Origin of the sequence: Litorilinea aerophila (assembly GCF_006569185.2) — a bacterium.
Lineage (GTDB): Bacteria > Chloroflexota > Anaerolineae > Caldilineales > Caldilineaceae > Litorilinea > Litorilinea aerophila.
In genome coordinates, this window is record NZ_VIGC02000012.1 from 150828 (window position 1) to 174144 (window position 23317).

The 23317-nt window shown below is 64.0% G+C and carries 18 protein-coding genes; 16 read left to right on the forward strand and 2 right to left on the reverse strand.

Annotation, left to right across the window (positions count from 1 at the left end):
* Positions 1-66 precede the first annotated feature (66 nt).
* The 6 genes from FKZ61_RS11360 to FKZ61_RS11385 all read left to right on the forward strand — a co-directional run bounded on the left by FKZ61_RS11360 (position 67) and on the right by FKZ61_RS11385 (position 6262).
* A complete protein-coding gene (locus tag FKZ61_RS11360) occupies positions 67-1053 on the forward strand; it encodes an ABC transporter permease (RefSeq protein ID WP_141610233.1) in 987 nt (328 codons plus the stop codon).
* A gap of 57 nt (positions 1054-1110) precedes the next feature.
* Positions 1111-2268, forward strand: coding sequence for an ABC transporter permease (locus FKZ61_RS11365; RefSeq protein WP_141610234.1), 1158 nt, complete (start codon positions 1111-1113; stop codon positions 2266-2268).
* A 248-nt stretch (positions 2269-2516) separates the two neighbouring features.
* Complete coding sequence (locus FKZ61_RS11370; protein ID WP_141610235.1) at positions 2517-3587, forward strand: ABC transporter ATP-binding protein; 1071 nt, start codon at positions 2517-2519, stop codon at positions 3585-3587.
* Positions 3588-3618: 31 nt separating this feature from the next.
* Positions 3619-4695 (forward strand): ABC transporter ATP-binding protein, encoded by a 1077-nt coding sequence (locus tag FKZ61_RS11375; protein WP_141610236.1) that lies wholly within the window; start codon positions 3619-3621, stop codon positions 4693-4695.
* A 13-nt stretch (positions 4696-4708) separates the two neighbouring features.
* On the forward strand, positions 4709-5062 hold the full coding sequence (locus FKZ61_RS11380) for a hypothetical protein (protein WP_141610237.1): 354 nt from the start codon (positions 4709-4711) through the stop codon (positions 5060-5062).
* A gap of 27 nt (positions 5063-5089) precedes the next feature.
* Positions 5090-6262, forward strand: coding sequence for a TolB-like translocation protein (locus tag FKZ61_RS11385; RefSeq protein ID WP_141610238.1), 1173 nt, complete (start codon positions 5090-5092; stop codon positions 6260-6262).
* 30 nt (positions 6263-6292) lie between these two features.
* Here FKZ61_RS11385 and FKZ61_RS11390 read toward each other — a convergent pair whose 3' ends face one another.
* Positions 6293-6886 (reverse strand): protoglobin domain-containing protein, encoded by a 594-nt coding sequence (locus FKZ61_RS11390; protein WP_141610239.1) that lies wholly within the window; start codon positions 6884-6886, stop codon positions 6293-6295.
* Positions 6887-7854: 968 nt separating this feature from the next.
* Here FKZ61_RS11390 and cynR point away from each other — a divergent pair.
* Positions 7855-8772 (forward strand): transcriptional regulator CynR, encoded by a 918-nt coding sequence (cynR, locus tag FKZ61_RS11395; RefSeq protein WP_141610240.1) that lies wholly within the window; start codon positions 7855-7857, stop codon positions 8770-8772.
* A 132-nt stretch (positions 8773-8904) separates the two neighbouring features.
* Here cynR and FKZ61_RS11400 read toward each other — a convergent pair whose 3' ends face one another.
* Positions 8905-10062, reverse strand: a complete 1158-nt coding sequence (locus FKZ61_RS11400; RefSeq protein ID WP_170199594.1) for a mandelate racemase/muconate lactonizing enzyme family protein — start codon at positions 10060-10062, stop codon at positions 8905-8907.
* Between the two features lie 587 nt (positions 10063-10649).
* Here FKZ61_RS11400 and FKZ61_RS11405 point away from each other — a divergent pair.
* The 9 genes from FKZ61_RS11405 to FKZ61_RS11445 all read left to right on the forward strand — a co-directional run bounded on the left by FKZ61_RS11405 (position 10650) and on the right by FKZ61_RS11445 (position 23229).
* Positions 10650-11846, forward strand: coding sequence for an efflux RND transporter periplasmic adaptor subunit (locus FKZ61_RS11405; RefSeq protein ID WP_141610242.1), 1197 nt, complete (start codon positions 10650-10652; stop codon positions 11844-11846).
* An 8-nt stretch (positions 11847-11854) separates the two neighbouring features.
* Positions 11855-14779 (forward strand): ABC transporter permease, encoded by a 2925-nt coding sequence (locus FKZ61_RS11410; RefSeq protein ID WP_141610243.1) that lies wholly within the window; start codon positions 11855-11857, stop codon positions 14777-14779.
* 31 nt (positions 14780-14810) lie between these two features.
* Positions 14811-15857 (forward strand): ABC transporter ATP-binding protein, encoded by a 1047-nt coding sequence (locus tag FKZ61_RS11415; protein WP_141610244.1) that lies wholly within the window; start codon positions 14811-14813, stop codon positions 15855-15857.
* 86 nt (positions 15858-15943) lie between these two features.
* On the forward strand, positions 15944-16714 hold the full coding sequence (locus FKZ61_RS11420) for an ABC transporter ATP-binding protein (RefSeq protein ID WP_229964215.1): 771 nt from the start codon (positions 15944-15946) through the stop codon (positions 16712-16714).
* Between the two features lie 54 nt (positions 16715-16768).
* A complete protein-coding gene (locus tag FKZ61_RS11425; protein WP_141610245.1) occupies positions 16769-17863 on the forward strand; it encodes a Gfo/Idh/MocA family protein in 1095 nt (364 codons plus the stop codon).
* A 14-nt stretch (positions 17864-17877) separates the two neighbouring features.
* A complete protein-coding gene (locus FKZ61_RS11430; protein ID WP_141610246.1) occupies positions 17878-18597 on the forward strand; it encodes a haloacid dehalogenase type II in 720 nt (239 codons plus the stop codon).
* 18 nt (positions 18598-18615) lie between these two features.
* Positions 18616-19611 (forward strand): Gfo/Idh/MocA family protein, encoded by a 996-nt coding sequence (locus FKZ61_RS11435; RefSeq protein WP_141610247.1) that lies wholly within the window; start codon positions 18616-18618, stop codon positions 19609-19611.
* Positions 19612-19797: 186 nt separating this feature from the next.
* Entirely contained in the window at positions 19798-21810 is a 2013-nt protein-coding gene (locus FKZ61_RS11440; protein WP_141610248.1) for a hypothetical protein, read from the forward strand.
* 84 nt (positions 21811-21894) lie between these two features.
* Complete coding sequence (locus tag FKZ61_RS11445) at positions 21895-23229, forward strand: alpha-L-fucosidase (protein WP_326838563.1); 1335 nt, start codon at positions 21895-21897, stop codon at positions 23227-23229.
* Positions 23230-23317 lie beyond the last annotated feature (88 nt).

Here is a 23317-nt window from a genome sequence, read left to right on the forward strand (position 1 = left end):
CAGTTGGAGTATAGGGGATCGGCGTGACCGCGCCGATCCCCGGTCCGTCAAGCGGAGATAACGATTATGTTACAGTTCCTGATCAAACGCATTCTGTACATGATCCCTACCCTGTTGGCCATTTCCATTGTGGCCTTCATCATCATCCAGTTGCCGCCTGGCGACTACCTGACCACCCTGGTGGCCTCCCTGGCCTCCCAGGGCGAGGACATCGACCCGGCGGCGTTGCAGGCGTTGAAGGAGCGCTATGGCCTGGGGCAGCCCATCTACGTCCAATACTACAAATGGATCTCCGGCATCGTCCTGCGGGGAGACTTCGGCCAGTCCTTCGCCTGGAACATGCCGGTCAAGGATCTCATCTGGAGCCGGCTGGCCCTGACCTTTGTACTCTCCCTGAGCAGCCTGCTCTTTGTCTGGATCGTGGCCTTTCCCATCGGCATCTATTCGGCCGTGAAGCAATACTCCATCGGCGATTACATCGCCACCTTCCTGGGCTTCATTGGCCTGGCCACCCCCAACTTCCTGCTGGCCCTGATCCTGATGTACATCGCCTTTAAATATTTCAACCAAAGCGTGGGCGGCCTCTTCTCGCCTGAGTATCAGGACGCGCCCTGGAGCTGGGCCAAAGTGGTGGACATGCTGAGCCACCTCTGGATTCCGGTGATCATCATCGGCACCGCGGGCACCGCCGGCCTGATCCGGGTCATGCGGGCCAACCTGCTGGACGAACTGCGCAAGCCCTACGTGGTCACGGCCCGGGCCAAGGGGTTGCCCGAGTGGAAGCTCCTCTTCAAGTACCCGGTGCGGGTGGCCCTCAACCCCTTCATCAGCACCGTGGGCTGGGTCTTGCCCACCCTGGTTTCCGGCGCCGCGATTACGTCCATCGTGCTGAGCCTGCCCACGACCGGTCCCCTGTTGATCCGGGCCCTCATGTCCCAGGATATGTATCTGGCGGGCAGCTTCATCCTGATGCTCAGTGTGCTCACGGTGATCGGCACGCTGGTTTCGGACCTGCTACTGGCATGGCTGGATCCTCGCATCCGGTTGGAGTAAGCCAGAACGGGTAGGCTAAAGACCGGAAACGAATTCGCACATGAGGAAAAGATTCGTATGGCAACCGATGTAAGACCCCTGTCACCCGCCACCACCCCGGCGGAGACTCCGGAGACGGTGGAGAGCAGCGTCTCTGTGGCCTCCCAGTGGCAATTGATGTGGTGGAAGTTCCGCAAACACCGGCTGGCCATGCTGGGCGGCATCGTCACCATCTTCATCTACCTGGTGGCCATCTTCGCGGAGTTCCTGGCCCCCTTCCCGCCCGATGCCTTCAGCGCCCGGCATACCTACGCACCGCCCCAGCCGCTGCATCTCTTCGAGCGCACGCCGGAAGGGCTGCGCTTCAAGCCCCATGTCAACGGCTACAAAGTGGAAATCGATCCTGTCGCCCTGCGTCGCACCTTTGTGGTGGATGAAGAAGCCAAGCATTACGTCCGCCTCTTTGCCAAGGGAGCGCCCTACAAGCTTTTGGGCCTCTTCGAGACCGACATCCACCTCATCGGCCCCGAGGACCCGGACGCGCCCATGTACCTGATGGGGGCAGATCGCCTGGGACGGGATGTCTTCAGCCGGCTCATCTACGGCACCCGCATCTCCATGTCCATCGGTCTGGTGGGTGTGGCCATCAGCTTTGTCCTGGGCATCCTTTTGGGCGGCATCTCCGGCTTCTACGGCGGCGCCATCGACAACCTGATCCAGCGGGTCATCGAGTTCATCCGCTCCATCCCCACCATCCCCCTGTGGATGGGCCTGGCCGCCGCCCTCCCGGCCGACTGGTCGCCCTTGCGGGTCTACTTCGGCATCACCATCATCCTCTCCTTCATCGGCTGGACTGGCCTGGCCCGGGTGGTGCGGGGGCGCTTCCTGTCCCTGCGCACGGAAGACTTCGTGCTGGCTGCCCGGCTGGACGGCTCCAGCGAGTTGCGCACCATCTGGAAGCACATGGTGCCGTCCTTCTTCAGCCACATCATCGCCTCCCTTACCCTGGCCATCCCCGGCATGATCCTGGCGGAGACCTCCCTGAGCTTCCTGGGGTTGGGATTGCGGCCACCCATCGTCAGTTGGGGCGTGCTCATGCAGGAAGCCCAGAACATCCGCTCGGTGGCCACAGCCCCCTGGCTCCTCATCCCGGGCCTGGCCGTGGTGGTAGCTGTCCTGGCCTTGAACTTCCTGGGCGATGGACTGCGGGATGCGGCGGATCCGTACAACCGCTAGTACCGAACCGCCAGTACCGAGAGGTGTAACTGCCCCAGAGAGCAGAAGGTGCGTAGACGGATTCACGACTCTCACCGTAGGTCCGGCCTCCCGGCCGGACATGGATGCCAGGGCGTTTCCTATGCCCCTGTCACGCAAGGATGCGTGACCTACGTCACTACCACCCACCCCGGACTATGGGCCTACTTACACCGTTGTGTACCAGTCAATCCCGGCAGAGACTCGCCATTCGTCTAAGTGGACACAGCATGAATACACAAAACGACATCTTGATTGAAATTCGCGGTTTGAAAACCTATTTTTTCCTGGACGAAGGGGTCGTCCAGGCGGTGGATGGTGTGGACCTGGACATCTACCGCAACAAAACCCTCTGCGTGGTGGGGGAAAGTGGCTGCGGCAAAAGTGTCACGGCCCGCTCCATCCTCCAGATTGTAGACCCGCCCGGGCGCATCGTGGAGGGGGAAATCCGTTACCACCGCCGGGTGGAGCGAAATGGCAGCGTCAGCACCGAGGTGATCGACCTGGCCGCGCTCCATCCCCGTAGCCGGGCCATCCGGGAGATCCGGGGCAAGGATATCTCCATGATCTTCCAGGAGCCCATGACCTCCCTCAGCCCCATCCACACCATCGGCGATCAGATCACCGAGGCCATCCTCTTGCACACAGACATGAACAAGAAAGAGGCCCGGGAGCGCACCATCGAGCTGCTGCGGCGGGTGGGCATCCCCCGGCCGGCAGACCGCTTCGACCACTACCCGTTCCAACTGAGCGGCGGTATGCGCCAGCGGGTGATGATCGCCATGGCCCTCTCCTGCAACCCCAGCCTGCTCATCGCCGACGAGCCCACCACCGCGGTGGATGTGACCACCCAGGCCCAAATCCTGGAGCTCTTGTTGGAGCTGCAGGAAGAGTTCGGCATGGCCATCATGCTGATTACCCACGACCTGGGCGTGGTGGCCGAAATGGCCGACGACGTGGCCGTGATGTACCTGGGCCGGGTGGTGGAGCGGGCCGATGTGGATTCCATCTTCCACGATCCCCAGCACCCATATACCCGGGCTTTGCTACGCTCCATCCCCAGGCTGGGCTTCACCCTCGAAGGCAAGCGGGAACGGCTGGACTCCATCCGGGGGATGGTGCCCGACCCGTACAACCGGCCCCAGGGGTGCGTGTTCCATCCTCGCTGTGATGAGATGATCCCCGGCCTGTGCGACCGGCTCGTACCGCCTCGCACCCTGCTGGACGATGGCCGGGAGGTTCGCTGCCTGCTGTACGAGGACGTGGCCCAGACGTACCAGGCAGAAGCAAAGGTCAGCTAACCACATGGAGTCACATCAGAACGACATGAACATGGAGACACAGACCAGCAACGGGGCAGCGGCGCCTGCCTTCTCCGACGGCCAGGCGCTGCTGGAAGTGAAAAACTTGCAGATGCACTTCCCCATCACCGCCGGCTTTTTCCGCCGGGTGGTGGGCCACGTCAGAGCGGTGGATGACGTCAACTTTGTGGTCCGGGAAGGAGAAACCCTGGGCCTGGTGGGCGAAAGCGGCTGTGGCAAGACCACCACGGGCCGCTGCATCCTGCGGGCGTACAAGCCCACCGGCGGCCAGATCCTCTACCGGCGTCCCGATGGCCGGGTGGTGGACCTGGCGCCCATGTCCGAAAAGGAGCTGAAGCCCTACCGCCAGCAGATCCGCATGATCTTCCAGGATCCCTTTTCGTCCCTCAACCCCCGCATGCCGGTGCTGGACATTGTGGGCGACCCGTTGAAAGTCAACAAGATCGCCTCGGGCAAGGAGCTGGAGGAGCGGGTGGCCATGCTGCTGCGGCGGGTGGGGCTGCGACCCGAATACATGCGCCGCTATCCCCACGCCTTCAGCGGCGGCGAACGTCAGCGCATCGGCATCGCCCGGGCCCTGGCCCTGGATCCCCGGCTGGTGGTGGCGGATGAAGCCGTCTCCGCGCTGGATGTCTCCGTTCGCGCCCAGATCCTGAACCTGCTCCAGGACTTGCAGGCGGAGTACAACCTGACCTACCTCTTCGTCTCCCACGACCTGAGCGTCATCGAATACATCTGCGACCGGGTGGCGGTGATGTACGTGGGCAAGATTGTGGAGCTGACAGAAACGAAACGGCTCTTCAACACACCCAAGCATCCCTATACAGAAGCGCTCCTCTCGGCCGTGCCCAAGCCAGATCCCCGGCTGCGCCGGCGCAAGCAGCGCATCGTGTTGGAGGGGGACGTGGCAGACCCGGCCAACCCGCCCAGCGGCTGCTACTTCCACCCCCGCTGCCGCTATGCCAAAACCCGGTGCAGCCAGGAGACGCCGCCCTTGCGCATGGTCGAACCTGGCCATCTGGTGGCATGTCATTACGCGGAAGAACTGCAGCTCCAGGGGGTTCGCTCTCTGGCCCAGGTAGCCTGAAAACGATAGACCCATGCGACAACATTCAACCAACGGATTCTGGTCCCAGGCCCTCCTCTACGCCTCCTGTTACGGGGCATGGCTGGTGACGGCAGGGCTGGCCCTGTGGCTCATGTTGCTGCTCCGCATCAACCTGCTGGATCTCAGCATGTGGCTGGATGTGGGGCCATGGGTGATGGGCGCCGTGGACAAATTTGGCATTGTGCTGTTGGGCCTCTTCTGGCTCATCGCCGCCATGGCCATGGAGGCCTACTTCCGCCTGGGGGTCTCCAAGGGCCAGCTCTGGCCCCGGGTAGGCCGGGTGTTGGGCGTGGAAGTTCTGCTGATTGCCCTCTCCTACCTCCTGCAGTGGCTCTACGTGGGGTAGCCAATGTAGCTCCAAGGACAATCCATCATGGCCATTGGACGACGCTTTCCCACCGAGTGGCTCACGTACAGCGACCCGGACACCGGCCGCACCATCCGACAGCTCACCTCGGCCCAGGCCAACAGCTATCCGCTCTACTACTTCATTCCCAGCATCACCCGGGAAAATGACGCCCTGATCTTCCACAGCGAGCGGACGGCCTGGGTACAACTCTACAAGCTGGACCTTCACAGCGGGGAGATCGTCCAGCTCAGCGATGGCCATACCCGGGATTCCGGCTGGGCCATCTGGTGTGAGCATCACCTGCGGGGCATCTACAACCACCTGAGCGCGCTGAACCAGACCCGGCGGGAGGTCTACTACTTCCAGGATGAGGAGATCCGGGCCACCCACATCGACACCCTGGAGAATCGGGTCGTCCACACCATGCCTGGCCGTATCCCCGTGGGCCAGACCGGCTTTTCGCCGGACGGGCGCCTCTTCGCCTTCATCCACGCCGACCGGGAGCTGTTCAAACAGGCCATCGCCGACCGGGAGGCCATCCAGAACATGCGCCAGCCCTTTGACCACGAGGCGTGGCGGCGTCAGGTGCCCACCACCATCGGCGTGCTGGACACCGAAACGGGGGCCTACCGGGAGGTGATCGCCCTGGACTTCCACGTTCACCACGTCTTTTTCCTGGACAACCAGCGGCTGTTGGTCAACCATGTGGAAGGCGAAAACGGCATGTGGACCATCCGGCTGGACGGCAGCGGCCGCCGGGAGCTGCGGCCCGAGGCTGGCCATGGCAAGGTCTGCCACCAGGTGGTGACCGAGCGGGGCCTGCTCTACGAGGCCAACGAATGGCGGGATGGCAGGCGGAAGGTCTGGTTTGGCCGTTACGACCTGGAGACGGATACCTACGAGGAATTCCTGTTGCCCGGCGTGGGCTATGTCCACACAGGCTACGACCCGGCCGGGCGCCTCTACTTCATCGAAAACCAGGGCGATCGCCACGAGCTGTTGACCATCGAGCACCCCGGCGACCCCTATGAGTTTCGCCTCAAATTGCTGCGCCGGTTGAGCCCCATTCCTCGGGGACAGCGCTTCCACGCCCATCCCTTCCTGGGGCCCGACCGGCGCTGGCTCTACTACACCGAGGTCATCGACGGCTTCTCCCAGGTCTGCGCCCTGGACGTCCAGGACCTGACCCAATCTTGAACCTGTTTGGAATCCATAGCCTCCACAGATTCAGAAGTCCCCTTCCCGGGCGTAGGGATAGCTCCACAACGTCACCTGCAACACAATGGACTTGAACCAGGCCTGGTGCATTTTGGCCACTTCTTCCGGGCTGTGCCCCTTTTTGGCCAGGAAGGGCTCGATGGTGGCTGTGATGGGCACAATGAACGCGATCAGGTAGCGCAGGGGAATGATGGGCGGCGCCTCCACGCCGTCCACCTGGTTTTTCTTGGTGCGGTGATGGCGAAGGGCGATCTCATGCTGATAATTCAACCACGCCTGATCGTAGGGCCGACGGCAGGTATCCAGGATCCACTGGCCGAAACGGGCCCGCACCCGCTCCAGGTACGAGGCAATGGGCTGTCCATCGGGCCCGGTAAAGTAGTGGAGCAGGTGGGGATGGGAGCCCACAAAGCCGTACCAGAGGTCTAAAATCTCGTCCACCTGGTCGGCCAGGACTTCCCCCGCCATCTGCAGGTAGCGGACATCCTCCTCGCTCCACAGGATGGTTTCCTGGAGTTGGGCCAGCGCTTCCAGGGAGATGGGCGATTGGGCTACTTCGGGCTGGCCATAGGTGTAGCCGGGAATGGAGGTGGAAACGGTCATGGTCAACGCTCCTTTCTTGCCTGGGTTCCTATCTTTGTACTTTCCTTTGAGCCAAGGTACGCAGTCACGCATCCTTGCGTGACGGGTGCCGCCCCCTTGTCCGGCCAGGAGACCGGACCTACGATGCTCTGGACAAAACCCGGTGTTCACCCGTGGACCGAGTACATGGTGGTACGTAGGTCACGCATCCTGGCGTGACGGGTGCCGCCCCTTTGTCCGGCCAGGAGACCGGACCTACGATGCTCTGGGTAACACCCGGTGTTCACCCCTGGACCGAGTACGGGGTGGTACGTAGGTCACGCATCCTGGCGTGACGGGTGCCGCCCCCTTGTCCGGCCAGGAGACCGGACCTACGATGCTCTGGGCAACACCCGGTGTTCACCCGTGGACCGAGTACGTGGTGGTACGTAGGTCACGCATCCTGGCATGACGGGTGCCGCCCCCTTGTCCGGCCAGGAGACCGGACCTACGATGCTCTGGGCAACACCCGGTGTTCACCCGTGGACCGAGTACGTGGTGGTACGTAGGTCACGCATCCTTGCGTGACAGGGGTGCCGCCCCTTTGTCCGGCCAGGAGACCGGACCTACGATGCTCTGGGCAACACCCGGTGTTCACCCGTGGACCGAGTACGTGGTGGTACGCAGTCACGCATCCTGGCGTGACGGGTGCCGACCCCTTGTCCGGCCAGGAGACCGGACCTACGATGCTCTGGACCAAACCCGGTGTTCACCCGTGGACCGAGTACGTGGTGGTACGTAGGTCACGCATCCTGGCGTGACAGGGCTGCCGACCCCTTGTCCGGCCAGGAGACCGGACCTACGGGGAATCCGTGGATCTGACTTGACAATGGTAAGATAGCCCAGGCATAATCATAAGTAAAATACATGAATTGGATAACAACCATAAGAATTATTTATCGCACAGGGTAGGCCAGGAGGCAGTGAGGGAGAAAGGGAGTCGAGGGATCATGGAGCTGCGTCAACTGCGCTATTTCCTGACCGTGGCAGAGGAGGGGCATTTTACCCGGGCGGCCGAGAAACTCTACATCTCTCAACCCGCCCTCTCGCAACAGATCCGTCAGTTGGAGGAGGAGGTGGGGATGGCCCTCTTCGAGCGGCTTCCCCGCGCCATCCGCCTGACCACGGCCGGCGCGACCCTGGCCGTCCACGCCCGGCGGATTCTCCAGGCGGTGGAGGAGGCCCAGACCGCCCTGGCGGAGCTGGCCGGCCTCGCTCGGGGCTCCCTGCGCATTGGTGTGGTGCAGACAGTCAACGCCTACTGGATGCCCCAGCTGGTAGCCCGGTTCACCCGCCAATACCCGGCCATCGAGCTCCACGTGGACGAACTTCCCGCGGACGACATTGAGGCCGGCCTGCTGGATGGCACCCTCCATGTGGGCATCGGTTTCGTGCCCCCCACCAGCCGGGATATCCAGACAGAGAGTCTCTTTACCGAGGAATTGGTGCTCATCGTGGCCCAGGAACACCCTCTGGCCGCCCAGGCCGAGGTTCCGGTGCAGGAGGTGGCCCAATTTCCGCTGATCCTGCTGCCGCGGAGCTTCTGCACCCGGCGGCTGTGGGAGGCAAGCGCTGCCCAGGCCGGCGTGTCGCCCAAGGTGCTCATTGAAATGAACACCATCGGCAGCATTCTCGCAGCCGTTCGACAGACCAACGGCGCCACAGTGCTACCAGCCCTGGCGCTGGCCGGCGATGGTCAGCCCGGCCTGACGGCCGTCCGGCTGGTGGCGCCTACCCCCCGGCGTACGGTGGGCCTCATGTGGCGCCGCCGGGGCTGCCGGGATGTGGCAGCCCGGGCCTTCGCAGAGATCGTCCGTCAGGAGAGCCTCCACCTGGACGGAGCGCTCGCGGCCGGGCTGGTGCAGTAGCCCACGGAGCGCCCGGTAGGGTTGCCCCACAGAAAGGCCACACAGGGAGACGAATCGGATGCCTGCCCCCCAGGGTGGAAGGGGGCAGGCACAGCCGCTCACCAGGCACAGCCACTCACCAGGCACAGCCACTCACACGGTGAAGCGGGCCACCGCGTCTTCGTCGATCTCCACCCCCAGGCCGGGCACGTCCTCCACCGGGAAAGCGCCATCAACCGGTTCGGGAAAGCGGCGGGCGATGCGTGCCTTCTGGGCGTGGGCACGGTGGGCATGTTCCAGGATTTGAAAATTGGGGATAGCGGCCGAGTAGGCCACGGACGCGGCCACGGCCAGGATGCCACCGCCGCCCACATGGGGAGCAATGGGCAGGTTGAAGCTGTCACACAGGGCGGCGATGCGCTTTCCCTCGCTCAGGCCGGTACGGGCGATGTCCGGCATGGCCACGTCAAAGGCGCGATGTTCAATCCACTGGCGCCACTCCCAGGTAGTGCGCAGCCACTCCCCCGTGGCCACCTGCATGTCCAGGGCGCGGGCCACTTCCGCCTGGCCGTGGACATCCTCCGGCTGGGTAGGCGACTCCAGCCAGCGCACACCCAGTTGCTCCAGCCCGCGCCCCAGTTCAATGGCGCCGGACACGTCTCGCAGCATGTGGATGTCCACCATTAACTCCACCTGGGGCCCCACTACTTCCCGCACAGCCTGGACAATCTGCAGAATCTCCGGTGTCGAGACGCGCAGGTGCAGCTTGAGGGCCTGGTACCCCTCAGCCACGTGCTCCTGGGCCTGGCGGACCAGGGTTGCTTCATCGGTGCCGCCGATGCCGGCATAGACCCGGACCCTATCCCGGAACTGGCCGCCCAGCAACTTATGGGCCGGTTTGCCCAGGGCCTTGCCCATCAGATCGTACAGGGCCAGGTCGACGCCGGCCAGGGCATCCACATAAAAGCCCGTGACATGGCCTCGCTCACGCATGGCACTATACAGCCGGTACCAGAGATACTCCACATCGAACGGATCCTGGCCCAGGAGCACGGGGCGACAGAGATCCTCCACAATCGCCCGCACCGCGCGGCCGCCTACTGGGGCCTGGCCTTCGCCCCAGCCGACCAACCCGTTGTCAGCTTCCACCCGCACCAGGCAAGTCTCGTGGGCGCGGGAGTAGATGGACGTCCAGGCGTCCCGGGCGATAAAATAATCGCCGTACGTATCCAGATTTTCCGTTGTACCCTCGTTGCCGGTATCGGCCGGCGGAAGTTTGATGGCAAAAGCATCAACCCGGGCAATTTTCATGGCGTTATACACTCCTTGGATTCGGTGGACCTGGGGTGGGTAGGATGGGAATCCGGGCAGGTGCAAGAAGCCCAGAACCAACAACCCAAGTGTAACCCAGACGGCTACCAGGCTCAAATGGCCCGCGCATTTGGCCCGCCAAATTGCCAGGCTCGCGGGAATCGCGTATACTATCCATCGGGTATCGGTAACATAGGGTGGCTCTACGGCAGTAAAGCCCATCGTTTGCCCCCGGCAAGGGTTTCCCCAGACGACACCATCTCACCGTCATCTCACCATGCGCTATCGCCATAACAGACGGGCAGCAGGACTATGGGGACCTGGCCAGCGGTGCCGTACACGACAGCGCGCCTGGCCAGCCGGCCTCATGAGGCCACCCGCATAGTTCGACATCCAAAGCGATCCTGAATTCATGGGAATTCAGGGTTTGTGTGGTAAACTAAAGATGATTGAACACCCTTTTCCCATCGCAGGCATCATCTGGCTGAATCTTCACGTCGAAGCAAACATCCCACCGGAATGGTCAGGGCAACCTGTGCCCCACGTGCCGTATCTGCGTGTTTCCCAGGAGTAGCTAGAGGAGTGACATGTTGCCAGCAAACAAAATTGCCCCCATTTTCCTGACGCTTGTGGCTGCGCTGGTGCTCAGCGGCTGCGCCCTGCTGCCCAGCGGCGGTCTGGCCGACCGGGCAGCCGCCGAAGAGCCCACCCCCACCCCCATCCCCACCCCGGTGGTGGCCGTCAAGCCCACCTACAAGGTCCAACGGGGTGAAATTGTTCACGAATTGGAATTTAGTGGCCGCATCTCACCGGTCAACGAAGAGGACCTCTTCTTCCGGGCCAGTGGCCGGGTTCGAGCCGTTTTCAAGAAACGCAATGATTTCGTGACCGCCGGGGAGATCATCGCCGAGCTGGAGATCGACAGCCTGGAACGGCAGCTGGAAGCCGCTGAACTGGAGCTGGAACGGGCCCAGGTGCGGCTGGACCAGGCCCAACAGGCACTGGCCTACCAGCAGAAGGTGGCCCAGACCAACCTGGAGATTGCCCAACTGCGCCTGGCCGCGCTCCAGGCGGACGCCCAGCCCGACACCACGGCCATTGCCATCCAGCAGAAGCAGGTGGAGCTGGCGCAGCTGGAGGTGGAGCGACTGAGCCAGGGGGTGGATCCCCTGCTGGTCAGCGACGTGACCCGGGCCGAGCTCAACGTGCAAAAGCTGAAGGCCGACATTGCCGAACACCAGGTCATCGCACCCTTTGACGGCCAGCTGCTCTCCGTCTCCCTGACCCCCGGCCAGGCGGTGGACGCCTACAAGCCCGTGGCCACCCTGGCCGACGTCACCGAGCTGGAGGTGAGCGCGGATCTGATCAGCACCCAGATGCAGGATCTGGTGGAAGGCATGCCGGCTTCCATCATCCTGGTCAGCCGCCCCGGCGTGGAACTGACCGGCTCCATCCGCCGCCTGCCCTACCCCTACGGCAGTGGCGGACGCGGTACCACCGTGGAAGATCTGGACAAGTCCACCCGCATCACCCTGGATCAGTCGGCGGCCGAAGCCGGCTACGAACTGGGCGATCTGGTCCGGGTGCGGGTAGAGCTGGAACGGAAGGCCGACGTGCTGTGGCTACCGCCCCAGGCGCTGCGGGTCTTTGACGGCCGCCGCTTTGCCGTCATCCAGGACGGCGACGTCCAGCGCCGGGTGGATGTGACGGTGGGCATCGAGACGCCGGAGCGGGTTGAGATCGAAGCAGGCCTGGAAGAGGGTCAGGTCGTCATCGGACAATAGGCTACGCCATGCGATTCATCCTGCGAACGTTAGCAATCTTCGCGGTTGCAACAAGGCGGCTATTTGCCCAGCGCGGCCTGGCCCTGGCCACCGCGCTGGGCCTGGTGGCCTCCGTGGCCATCGTCATGAGCATCCCCCTGTACACTGATGCGGTCTACTACCGCATCCTGCAGGAAGAGCTCCAGAAGTCCGACACCAGCGGCGAGTTGCAGCGCCCTCCCTTTGCCTTCATGTTCCGCTACGTGGGCTCCCTCTACGGGCTGAAGCAGTGGGAGGACGTGCAACAGGTGGACACCTACCTGATGGAGAGCGGCGCCCGGCTGTTGGGGCTGCCCCACAAACTCACCGTCCGCTATTTCCGCACGGACAACTTCCGGCTCTTCCCCACCGAAGATCTGGCCTATGCGGACGTGAAGGATCCCCTGGCCTGGATCAACTTCGCCTTTGCCAGCGACTTCGACCAACACATCACCCTGGTGGAAGGGACCTTCCCTGCGGTGGCCGACTCGGATCCCGAGACGGACATGGAAGTGCTGATCAGCCAGGCCATTGCCGACGAGTTTGGCATCCAGGCTGGCGAACGCTTCGTCACCTTCCGCCAGGTTCAGGAGGGGGAAACACGCCGGGTGGTCCAGATCCCCATCCGGGTGGCGGGCATCTGGACGGCGACCGATCCATCCGAGGAATATTGGTTCTACCGCCAGACGGTCTTTGAAAATCAGTTCTTCATCCCGGAGGAGAGCTTCCTCCTGCGCATCGTCCCCTTACTCAACGACGAAGTGGCCCAGGCCCTGTGGTACTTCGTCATGGATGGGTCAGGCGTCAACTCCAGCGACGTGGGATGGCTGTTGAGCCGCATCAACACGGTGCAGCAGCAGGCCTCTTCCTTGCTGGCCAACACCCGGCTGGAGGTCTCGCCCCAGGATGCCCTCTACCGCTATCGCACCTCCTCGACGCTGCTGAACATTCTGCTCTACGCCTTCAGCATTCCCATCATCGGCCTGCTCCTGGCCTTCATCGGCCTGGTGGTGGGCCTGTCGGTGGGGCGTCAGCGCAACGAGATCGCGGTGCTGCGCAGCCGGGGGGCCACCGTCTTCCAGGTGTTGGGCATCGCTGCGCTGGAGGCCCTGGTGCTGGGCGCCATCGCCCTGGCCACGGGGATGCCGGTCAGCCAGCAGATCGCCCAGGCCATCGGCGCCACCCGCAGCTTCCTCAACTTCACCATCGAATCCGACCTGCGGGTTACCATGACCATGGCCACCCTCCGCTTTGGGTTGGCCGCGGTGGTCGTCACCATGGTGGCCCAGGTCTTCCCTTCCTTCGGCGCAGCCCGCCACACCATCGTCACCTACAAGCAGGAACAGGCCCGCACCATTCGGCCACCCTGGTGGCAGCGGGCCTGGCTGGACCTGCTGCTCCTGATTCCTGCTGGCTACGGCGCCTATCTGTTGCAACAGCAGGGCTCCATCGCCCTGCCCGGCAGCCCGGCCCTCAGCGGCGGCCCCTTCGACAACCCGTTGCTCTTCCTGGTGCCGGCCCTGGCTGCCTTCTCGTTGACGCTGCTGATGCTGCGCGTCCTGCCCCTGGTCATGGCTGGTATCGCCTGGCTGGCCGGCAAGATGAACAGCGTGGGCTTCCTGCTGGCCACCCGCTACCTGGCCCGCAACCCCGGCTTCTACTCGGCACCGCTGGTGCTCCTGATCCTGACCCTGAGCCTCTCTACCTTCACCGCGTCCCTGGCCCAGACCCTGGATCATCACCTCTACGACCAGAGCTACTACCGCACCGGCGCAGACATGCAACTGGTGGAGCTGGGCCAGAGCAACGAAACCGCGGGCACACCGCCAGGAGAGACGGGCGCCGGAGGTGCGGCGAGCGGTGCTGCCAGCGGCGGCGAAAGCAGCACCATTCCCGAAGCCCGCTGGGTCTTCGTCCCTGTCTCCGAGCACCTCAAGGTGCCGGAGATCCTGGCGGCCACCCGGGTAGGCCGCTTCGGCGCCAGCATCCAGGCCCAGGGCTCCTGGGTGGAGGCTGAATTCATGGGCATCGACCGGGTGGACTTCCCCAAGGCGGCCTACTGGCGCCGGGACTTTGCCTCGGCCAGCCTGGGCGCCCTGATGAATTCCCTGGCCGTGGCCCAGGACGGGGTGCTCCTCTACCGGCCCTTCATGCGCCAGAACGCCATCCGGGTGGGCGACCAGGTCCAGATCCGGGTCTCCAGCTATGGCCAGCGGGCCGACATGACCGTCACCGTGGTGGGGGATTTCAACTACTTCCCCACCTGGTACCCCGACCCGGAGGAGCCGACCCTGATCGTGGGCAACCTGGACTACTTCTTTGAGCAGGCAGGCGGCCAGATGCCCTACAACGTCTGGGTCAAGACGGTGCCCAACGTGGACTACGAAAAGATGATCCGGGACCTGCGCAGCCTGGACATCTCGGTGTTGAACTGGCGTTCGGCCCGCCAGCGCATCGCCGAAGAGCAGCGCCGGCCCGAGCGGCAGGGTCTCTTCGGCGTGCTTTCCGTTGGTTTCCTGGCTGCGGCCTTGCTGACGGTGTTGGGCTTTTTCCTCTATGCCCTTTTCTCCTTCCGCCGTCGCTTTATCGAGCTGGGTACCCTGCGGGCCATTGGGCTGTCCCCCGGCCAGATGACGACTTTCCTCGCCTGGGAACTGGCGTTCGTGATTTTGCTGGGGTTGGGGGCCGGCACTGTGCTGGGTGCCCTGGTCAGCAACATCTTCATTCCCTATCTCCAGGTGGGCGCGGACATCGAAGCCGTTACACCGCCCTTCCTGGTGGAGATCGCCTGGGATGCCATCAGCCGCATCTACCTGCTCTTCGGCCTGCTCTTCGTGGCGGCCTTGAGCGTGCTGGCAGCGCTGCTGCTGCGGATGAAGATCTTCCAGGCAATCAAGCTCGGTGAGACGGTGTAGTGATTAGCCATGAGCCCAGGGAGTATTTTGCATGTCTGAGCCCTTTATCTTATGTGAAGGCCTGGTCAAGATCTACCAGGTGGCTGAACTGGAAATGGTGGCCCTGCAAGGGCTGAACCTGACCATCGAGCAGGGAGAGCTGGTGGGTATCGTGGGCGCCAGCGGCAGCGGGAAATCGACCCTGATGAACATCCTCGGCGGCCTGGACCGGCCCACCGCCGGCAAGGTACGGGTGGATGGCCACGACCTGCTGAAGATGCCCGACCGCCAGCTCAACCGCTATCGGCGGGAGAAGGTGGGCTTCGTCTGGCAGCAGAGCACCCGCAACCTGGTCCCCTACCTGAATGCCATCCAGAACGTGATGCTCCCCATGACCCTGGCCGGTGTCACCGGCCGGGAAAAACGGCGGCGGGCCGCGGAACTGCTGGAGATTGTTGGCCTGGGCGACCGGATGTACCACCACGTGCCGGAGCTCTCCGGCGGTGAACAACAGCGGGTAGCCATCGCCGTGGCCCTGGCCAACAACCCCACCCTGCTCCTGGCCGACGAGCCCACCGGCGAGCTGGATTCAGTCACCGCCAAGGCCATCTACCGGACCTTCCAGATGCTGACCCGGGAACTGGGCATCACCACCCTGATCGTCAGCCACGACCCGGGCATTGCCCGCCACGTGGATCGGGTGGTGGCCATCCGGGATGGCATGCTGGCCAGCGAAACCATCCGCCATGCGGCGACCCCGCAGCCCACCGCCGACGGCGAAAGCCCCGCAACCGAGGAAGAAGAACACTCCTTTGCCGAACTGGTGGTGCTGGACAGCGCCGGCCGGGTCCACATTCCTCAGGAATTCCTGGAGCAGCTCAATATCCAGGGCCGGGCCCAATTGGAGCTCACCGAAGAGGGCATTCTCATCCGGCCCGCGGTCCATACCCGCACGGAACAGGTCCGGGTGGACGGCAACGGCGCGACCGACGGCGTCCTCAAAGTCGCCGTCCAGGAGGAACAGCCAGCCGCCAACGGCAAACAACGGGGCGGCGTCCGGCGCCTCTTCGGGCGGCTGGGACGACGGAAGAAAGAGTAGGGCCCATTGTGCTCCGGCGATGGGCCACGGCCCACCGCTGAGGATGATGAGCGTACTCGATGAGTTAAAAATGAGGGAGTGCCATCTTGTCTGAGACAAACGGGACAACCAACAGCGGCCCCATTATCGAAACGGTGGATCTCTGGCGCATCTACCGCCTGGGCGACCAGGAGATCCCGGCCCTGCGGGGCATCAACCTGCGCATCTACGAGGCCGAATTCATCGCCCTGAAGGGTCGCTCCGGCAGCGGCAAGACGACCCTCTTGAACTGCCTGGGCGGCCTGGACAAGCCCACCCGGGGCGAGGTACGCATCTTCGGCCAGGAGATCGCCAAGTGGAACGAGCGACAGCTCACCAACTGGCGTCGCCACCAGGTGGGCTTCATCTTCCAGTCCCTGGGACTGCTGCCGGCCCTGTCCGCCTACGAGAACGTGGAGCTCATGCTGCGCATGATCGGCGTCAAAGGCAAGGAACGTCACCGGCGCACGGTGGAGTGCCTGGAGCTGGTGGGCCTGGGCAAATGGATGGACCACCGTCCCTATGAGCTCTCCGGCGGCCAGCAGCAGCGGGTGGCCGTGGCCCGGGCCCTGGCCAACCGCCCCAGCCTGATCCTGGCCGACGAGCCCACCGGCGAGCTGGACAGCAAGACCGGCCGGGAGATCCTGACCCTCTTCCGGACCATCGTCCGGGAACAGAAGGTGACCATGTTGATGGCCACCCACGACAGCCTGGTGGATGAGCACGTGGACAAGGTCCTCCATCTCCGGGATGGCCAGATCGTCACCCAGGCTGAATATGACGCGGAGCTGGCGCCGGACGAAACCGACAGCGCCCAACAGCCCGCGGCGGTACCCTGAGCACCGAACCAACCATCCAATACCGTCACCAATACTTCACGAACGAGGATTGTTATGGCCAAAATTGGCGTCGTCGGATGCGGCCATATTAGCGGCGTCTACTTGAAATCCCCCCAACTCTTCCCCATTCTGGAAATCGTCGCCTGCGCGGACCTGGATCTGGCCCGTGCCCAGGCCAAGGCCCAGGAGCATCAGATCCGCGCCTGCACGGTAGAAGAGCTTCTGGCCGACCCGGAGATCGACATCGTGGTCAACCTGACCATCCCGGCAGCCCATGCCGAAGTGGGCCAGGCAGCCCTGCGGGCCGGCAAGCATGTCTACAGCGAAAAGCCCCTGGCGCTGAACACGGTCGACGGCCAGGCCCTCCTGGAACTGGCCCAGGCCCAGGGGCGACGGGTGGGCTGCGCACCCGACACCTTCCTGGGTGGCGGCTTGCAGACCTGCCGCAAGCTGATTGACGACGGCTGGATCGGGGAACCGGTGGCCGCCACGGCCTTCATGATGTCCCATGGCCACGAACACTGGCATCCCAGCCCAGAGTTCTACTACCAGCGGGGCGGCGGCCCCATGTTCGACATGGGCCCCTACTACCTGACCGCCCTGGTCTCCCTCCTGGGCCCGGTCCGCCGGGTGACCGGCTCCACCCGCATCACCTTCCCCGAGCGCACCATCACCAGCCAGCCCAAATTCGGGCAGAAGGTCCAGGTGGAAGTGCCCACCCACGTGGTCGGCGTGCTGGACTTTGCCAGCGGCGCCATCGGCAACATCATCACCACCTTCGACGTCTGGGCGGCCGAACTGCCCCGCATCGAAATTTACGGCACCGAAGGCACCCTGAGTGTCCCCGACCCCAACACCTTCGGCGGACCGGTACGGCTGCGGCGAGCTGGCAGCAGCGAGTGGCACGAGATCCCCCTCACCCACCCCTACACCACCAACAGCCGGGGTCTGGGCGTGGCCGACCTGGCCCACGCCCTGCGGAGTGGACGCCCCCACCGGGCCAGCGGCGAACTGGCCTTCCACGTACTGGAGATCATGGAGGCCATCCACCTGGCCAGTGACGAAGGCTGCCACGTGGAGCTGAAAAGCCTCTGCGACCGACCCGCGCCCCTGCCCCTGGGCATGCAACCCGGCATCCTGGACGATTGAACGCCAGCAGCACCATGCCTCCTCAGCCTCTGGGCCAGGTCAAAGCCCTGACCTTCGACGTCTTCGGTACAGTGGTGGACTGGCGCGGCAGCCTGATCCGGGCCGGGGAGGCACTGGGGCGCGCGCTGGGCGTCACCGTGGACTGGGCTCGCTTCGCCGACGACTGGCGGGCCGGTTATGGGCCGGCCATGGATCGGGTGCGCCGGGGCGAGTTGCCCTGGACCCGGCTGGATGCGCTGCACCGAATGATTCTGGACGACCTGCTGGTGCGCTATAACCTGACGTTCCTGGACGAAGCCTCCCGCGTCCACCTGAACACCATCTGGCACCGGCTGGACCCCTGGCCCGACAGCATCCCCGGCCTGACCCGGCTGCGCAGCCGCTACATTGTGGCCACCCTCTCCAACGGCAACGTGGCCCTGCTGGTCCATATGGCTAAACACGCGGGCCTGCCCTGGGACTGCATCCTCTCGGCGGAGCTGGCTCGCCACTACAAGCCGAACCCCGAAGTCTACCTTAAGGCGGCAGAACTTCTGGACCTGCGCCCGGAGGAGATCCTGATGGTCGCGGCCCACAACGGGGATCTGGCCGCAGCCCGGTCAGTGGGTTTCCGCACAGCCTTTGTGGCCCGACCCCTGGAGCACGGACCCGGCCAGTCCACCGATCTGGCCCCCGATGCCGATGTGGACCTGGCCGCCACGGACTTCCTGGATCTGGCGGATCAACTCCTGTAGCCTGGGGAAATTCGCGCCATGGCTTCAGACGCACCCCTCCGTTTTGGTATTCTGGGCGCGGCGCGCATCGCGCCCAAGGCCCTCATTGGGCCGGCCCGTCAGGTGCCCGGCGTGGTCGTGGCAGCCATCGCGGCCCGGAATCCGGACCGTGCCCGGCGTTTTGCAGCCCGGCACGGCATCCCCCGGGTGCATGAAAGCTACGCCGACCTGGTGGCGGATCCCGATATCGATGCCCTCTACATCCCCCTGCCCAATAGCCTGCACCACCCCTGGACCCTGCGCGGCCTGGAAGCCGACAAACACGTGCTATGCGAAAAACCCCTGGCCGCCAATGCCACCGAGGCCGCCGCTATGGTCCAGAAAGCGCACCAGAGCGGACAACTGCTCATGGAAGCCTTCCACTATCGCTATCATCCCCTGGCCGCGCGCATGAAGGCCATCGTGGATAGCGGCGAACTGGGCGCCATCCGCCATGTGGAAGCCCATTTCTGCATCCCTACCTGGCGCCCGTGGGACATCCGCTACCGCTATGACCTGGCCGGCGGGGCGCTGATGGACACGGGCTGTTACTGCGTCCATCTGGTGCGTTTCCTGGCCGGTGCGGAACCGGAGGTGATACAGGCCCGGGCCTGGCTGCGCTCGCCCCAGGTGGACCGACGGATGGAGGCGGATCTGGGTTTTGCCGACGGCCGTACCGCCCGCATTGTCTGCTCCCTCTGGTCCGCCACGCTGTTGCGGGTCCTGGTGCGGGTGGAGGGCGAGGCAGGCGAACTCACCGTCCTCAACCCCATCCTGCCCCACCTGTGGCACCGACTCCAGGTGCGAACGGCTACAGGGGTACGGCGAGAACAGGTGCCGGGCGACAGCACCTACGTTCACCAGCTGCGCGCCTTTGTCCAGGCGGTGCAGAACGGAATCCCCATCCCCACCAACGGTGCTGACGGCCTGGCCAACATGCGGGTGCTGGATGCCATCTACCGGGCGGCAGGGCTGGCTCCCCGGAGTACAAAGTAATCCGATGTGGGAGGGGAACGGCCATTGAGTGGGCCTGGAGTCCCGCTGTGGGAATTGATAGTGCTGGCAATCTGGCTGGCAGGGCCTTTTCCCCTGGCCAGATGGTGGCTGCATAGGAGGGCCCAGGGACAGGCATCGCCTCTCGGTACCACCCTGTTTTTGGGAGAAGCCTGGTGTATTCTGCAAATGGCCCTGGGCCTGGCTCTGGGTGCACTGGGGCTCTTCCGGCTCCTCCCCCTCATCCTGGCCCATGGCGTCCTCCTGGCGGCCGGCCTGGCCCTGTGGCAACGGGGGCGGCCTGCGACGGCGTCGTCGATGGGGCGGAAACGGCCATTCTCCTGGCCGTTTCTCCTGTTGGGAGCCCTCGCGGTCGGGTCAGGCTTTCAGCTCTTCCTTTGGAGCGTCCGCCAGCCCATCTACGACTACGACTCCCTGGCCTACCATCTGCCGACCATTGCCAACTGGATCCAACACGGCCGGTTGGTCCTGTTGGACCAGTTCGCCCACGAGCAGATCGGCCGTTACCCCTACAACTGGGAACTGTTAAGTGCCCTGCTGCTGCTCTGCCTGGGAGACGACCTGCTAGTCGCCCTCCCCAATCTGCTGGCCTGGATGCTGCTGGGAGTGGCCATCTATGCCTGCGCCCGGGAACTGGATGCCCGTCCAAGTCACAGCCTCACCGCCGCGCTTGTCGTACTCAGCATGCCCCTCTTGCTGGCCAGCGTCAATCGCATTCAGGTGGACCTGCCGCTGGCGGCGTTTTTCACAGTAGGCCTCTACTGGCTGCTGACCCGAAACGAAGGGGATCGTCGGCTGGCAGGATCGGGCCTGCTCATGGCCATCGGGCTGATGGCAGGCATCAAAATGAGCGGACTGGCCTATGGTGGCCTGCTGGCGCTTCCATGGGCTGTCGCGCATCTGTCTCGGCTCCCAGGGATTTCACTGCGTCCCTGGCTGCGGCAGGACCTTCTGGCCGGCGTGCTGAGCGTCGGGACGGGCGCCTTCTGGTACGTGCGCAACTACCTGGATCTGGGCAATCCCCTGGCCTACCTGGCGGTGTCCGTGGGGAATATGGAGATTTTGCCCGGCAATCCCCGCTTCACCGCGCGCACCGCACGTACCACCCTGGCCCATCTCTTCGACCTGGGCAATGCGTCCCACTGGCAGATCTGGCTGGAGCAGCTCCGCCAGCAGATGGGCCTGCCGTTCATGCTGCTGGGCGGACTTGTGTTGGCCTACGGCATGTGGCGCCTGGCAAAGCGCGGTACAAAGCTCCTGACAGCCCTTGGGCAGCCAGGGAGCCGACCCCATCGTCCAGCCCTATTCTGGCAGGGGTCAACGGTAACGTCGGCCGGCGACGAACAATCGGGACCGGCATGGCGGACCATGGCCGTCGCTGCCCTGGTGCTGGGTGCGTCTTTGCTGTACTGGTATACACCCTACAGCGCCGACAACGGCCAGAATGGCTGGCAGATCACCCCCTGGCTGGGTGACGCCATGCGCTATGGCTTTGTGGCGGCGGCCCTGGTGGCCGTTCTGGCCGCGGCTGTGGCCAGTCGGCTCTCCCTGCCCGATTGGGTGGGGCTGGTTGTGGCGGCCTGGGCCCTGACACAGACCATGCTCCGCCTGGCGTGGTACAGCCTTCCCCTCTGGACTGGGCTTGCCCTGCTCCTGATCCTGGGCTACCATCGCCCAGGATGGCTTCTTCCCAGGGGAGACAGCGGCCCCACCGGCGGGATTGCGGGATGGGCTAGAAGCGTGGTGGTATGGATGGTTGGGGGCATGCTATTGGCCGGGCTGGGCCCTGGCCTGTCCTTCCTGGCAGCCCAGCGAGCTCAACATCGCGCCGCCCTATATGGACCTGCTTATGTCTACCTGTCCCAGGCCCACCTGGACGGATCCGTTGCCTACCTGTGGAGCCATCGCGCCTATCTCTTCTACGGCGACCGCTTCCAACAGAAGGTGGTCTATGTCCCCGCCACCGATGGAGAAAGCCGGGAAGACTGGATCCAGCGGCTTGAGGCCCTGGGCGTGCAGGTGGTGGCTGTGGGGCCGTTACGCCCTGCCTGGCAGGATCGTCCAGAGCTGGCCTGGCTGGCTCAAAGCCCGGAGGTATTCCGCCCGCTGGTGGGGGCCGATCCCGCCCAGGAGGTGGTCCTCTGGCAACTGGCCAACAGCTCCATGAGCCGGTCCCCCTGAAAAACGTTGCGGTTCCGAAAGCCAACCTGGCTTAAGCGAACAAATACCGGCATCATGTTCTTGTGGACATGACCACGCAAGAACATGGATCAAACCCTGGGGGCAACTCCACAAAATGCCCCCTACATGCAAAATCAGGAGGATTTTATGCCCGACAGCAGTTGGTTCACCCATGATCGTTTTGGTCTTTTCATCCACTGGGGCATCTATGCCCTGCCGGCCCGCCACGAATGGGTGAAAAGCCGGGAGATGATCAGCGACGAGGAGTACCAGAAGTACTTTGACCACTTCGATCCAGACCTGTACGACCCATCCACCTGGGCCCAGCTTGCCAAAGCCGCTGGCATGAAGTACTTCGTAGTGACCACCAAGCACCACGACGGCTTCTGCCTGTGGGACTCTGCCCTGACCGACTACAAGGCCACCAACACACCTGCCGGCCGGGATCTACTCAAACCCATGGTAGAAGCGTTTCGCAGCGAAGGCCTCAAGGTGGGCTTCTATCACTCGGTCATCGACTGGCATCATCCGGAATTCCCGGTGGATGGCCTCCATCCCATGCGCGAGAATCTGGAGTTCCGGGAAAAGGCCAGGAACCGGGATGTCCGCAAATATGCCGAATATCTCCACGGCCAGACCCGGGAGCTCCTCACCCAGTTCGGGAAGATCGACATCATCTGGTTCGACTTCTCCTACTCCCAGCGGGACTGGGGTTGGTCTCGGGGAAAGGGCAAAGAAGACTGGCAGTCGGAGAAGCTGATGGCCATGGTGCGGGAGCTTCAGCCCCACATCCTGGTCAACGATCGCCTGGAGGTAGGCGGCGACTTCAAGACGCCGGAACAGTATCAGCCGGCCGGCCGGCTCATGGTGGACGGCAAGCCCGTGGTGTGGGAAGCCTGCCAGACCCTCAACGGCAGTTGGGGCTATCACCGGGACAACCTGGACTGGAAGCCGGTGGACATGCTGATCCGGATGCTGGTGGATACCGTCTCCAAGGATGGCAACATGCTGCTCAACGTGGGACCCAATGCGCGGGGCGAGTTTGAACCCCGGGCCATCGAACGGCTGAAGGGCATCGGCGAGTGGATGCGTCTCCACGGCCGGTCCATCTATGGCTGTGGCGCCAGCCAGTTCACCCCGCCGCCGGACTGCCGCTACACCCAGCGGGGCAATCGCCTCTACCTCCACCTCTTCGCCTGGCCCTTCCGCCATGTCCACCTGCCGGATCTGGGTAACCGGGTGGAATATGCCCAGCTGCTGAACGACGCGTCGGAAATCCAAATGCGGGTGGTGGATCCCCACCAGCAGGCCCAAAACACCACCATGGGCGGGCTCGCCCCCAACACCCTGACCCTGGAACTGCCTGTCCAGAAGCCCGACGTGGCCGTCCCGGTCATCGAGCTTTTCCTGAAGGAATAGAGAGGCTCCACGGCCCCAGGAGAGCAGCCGCTGGCAGCCTCGAGAGGGCCGCGTAGAAATAGCGTATGATAACGGTCAATTTTCAGGA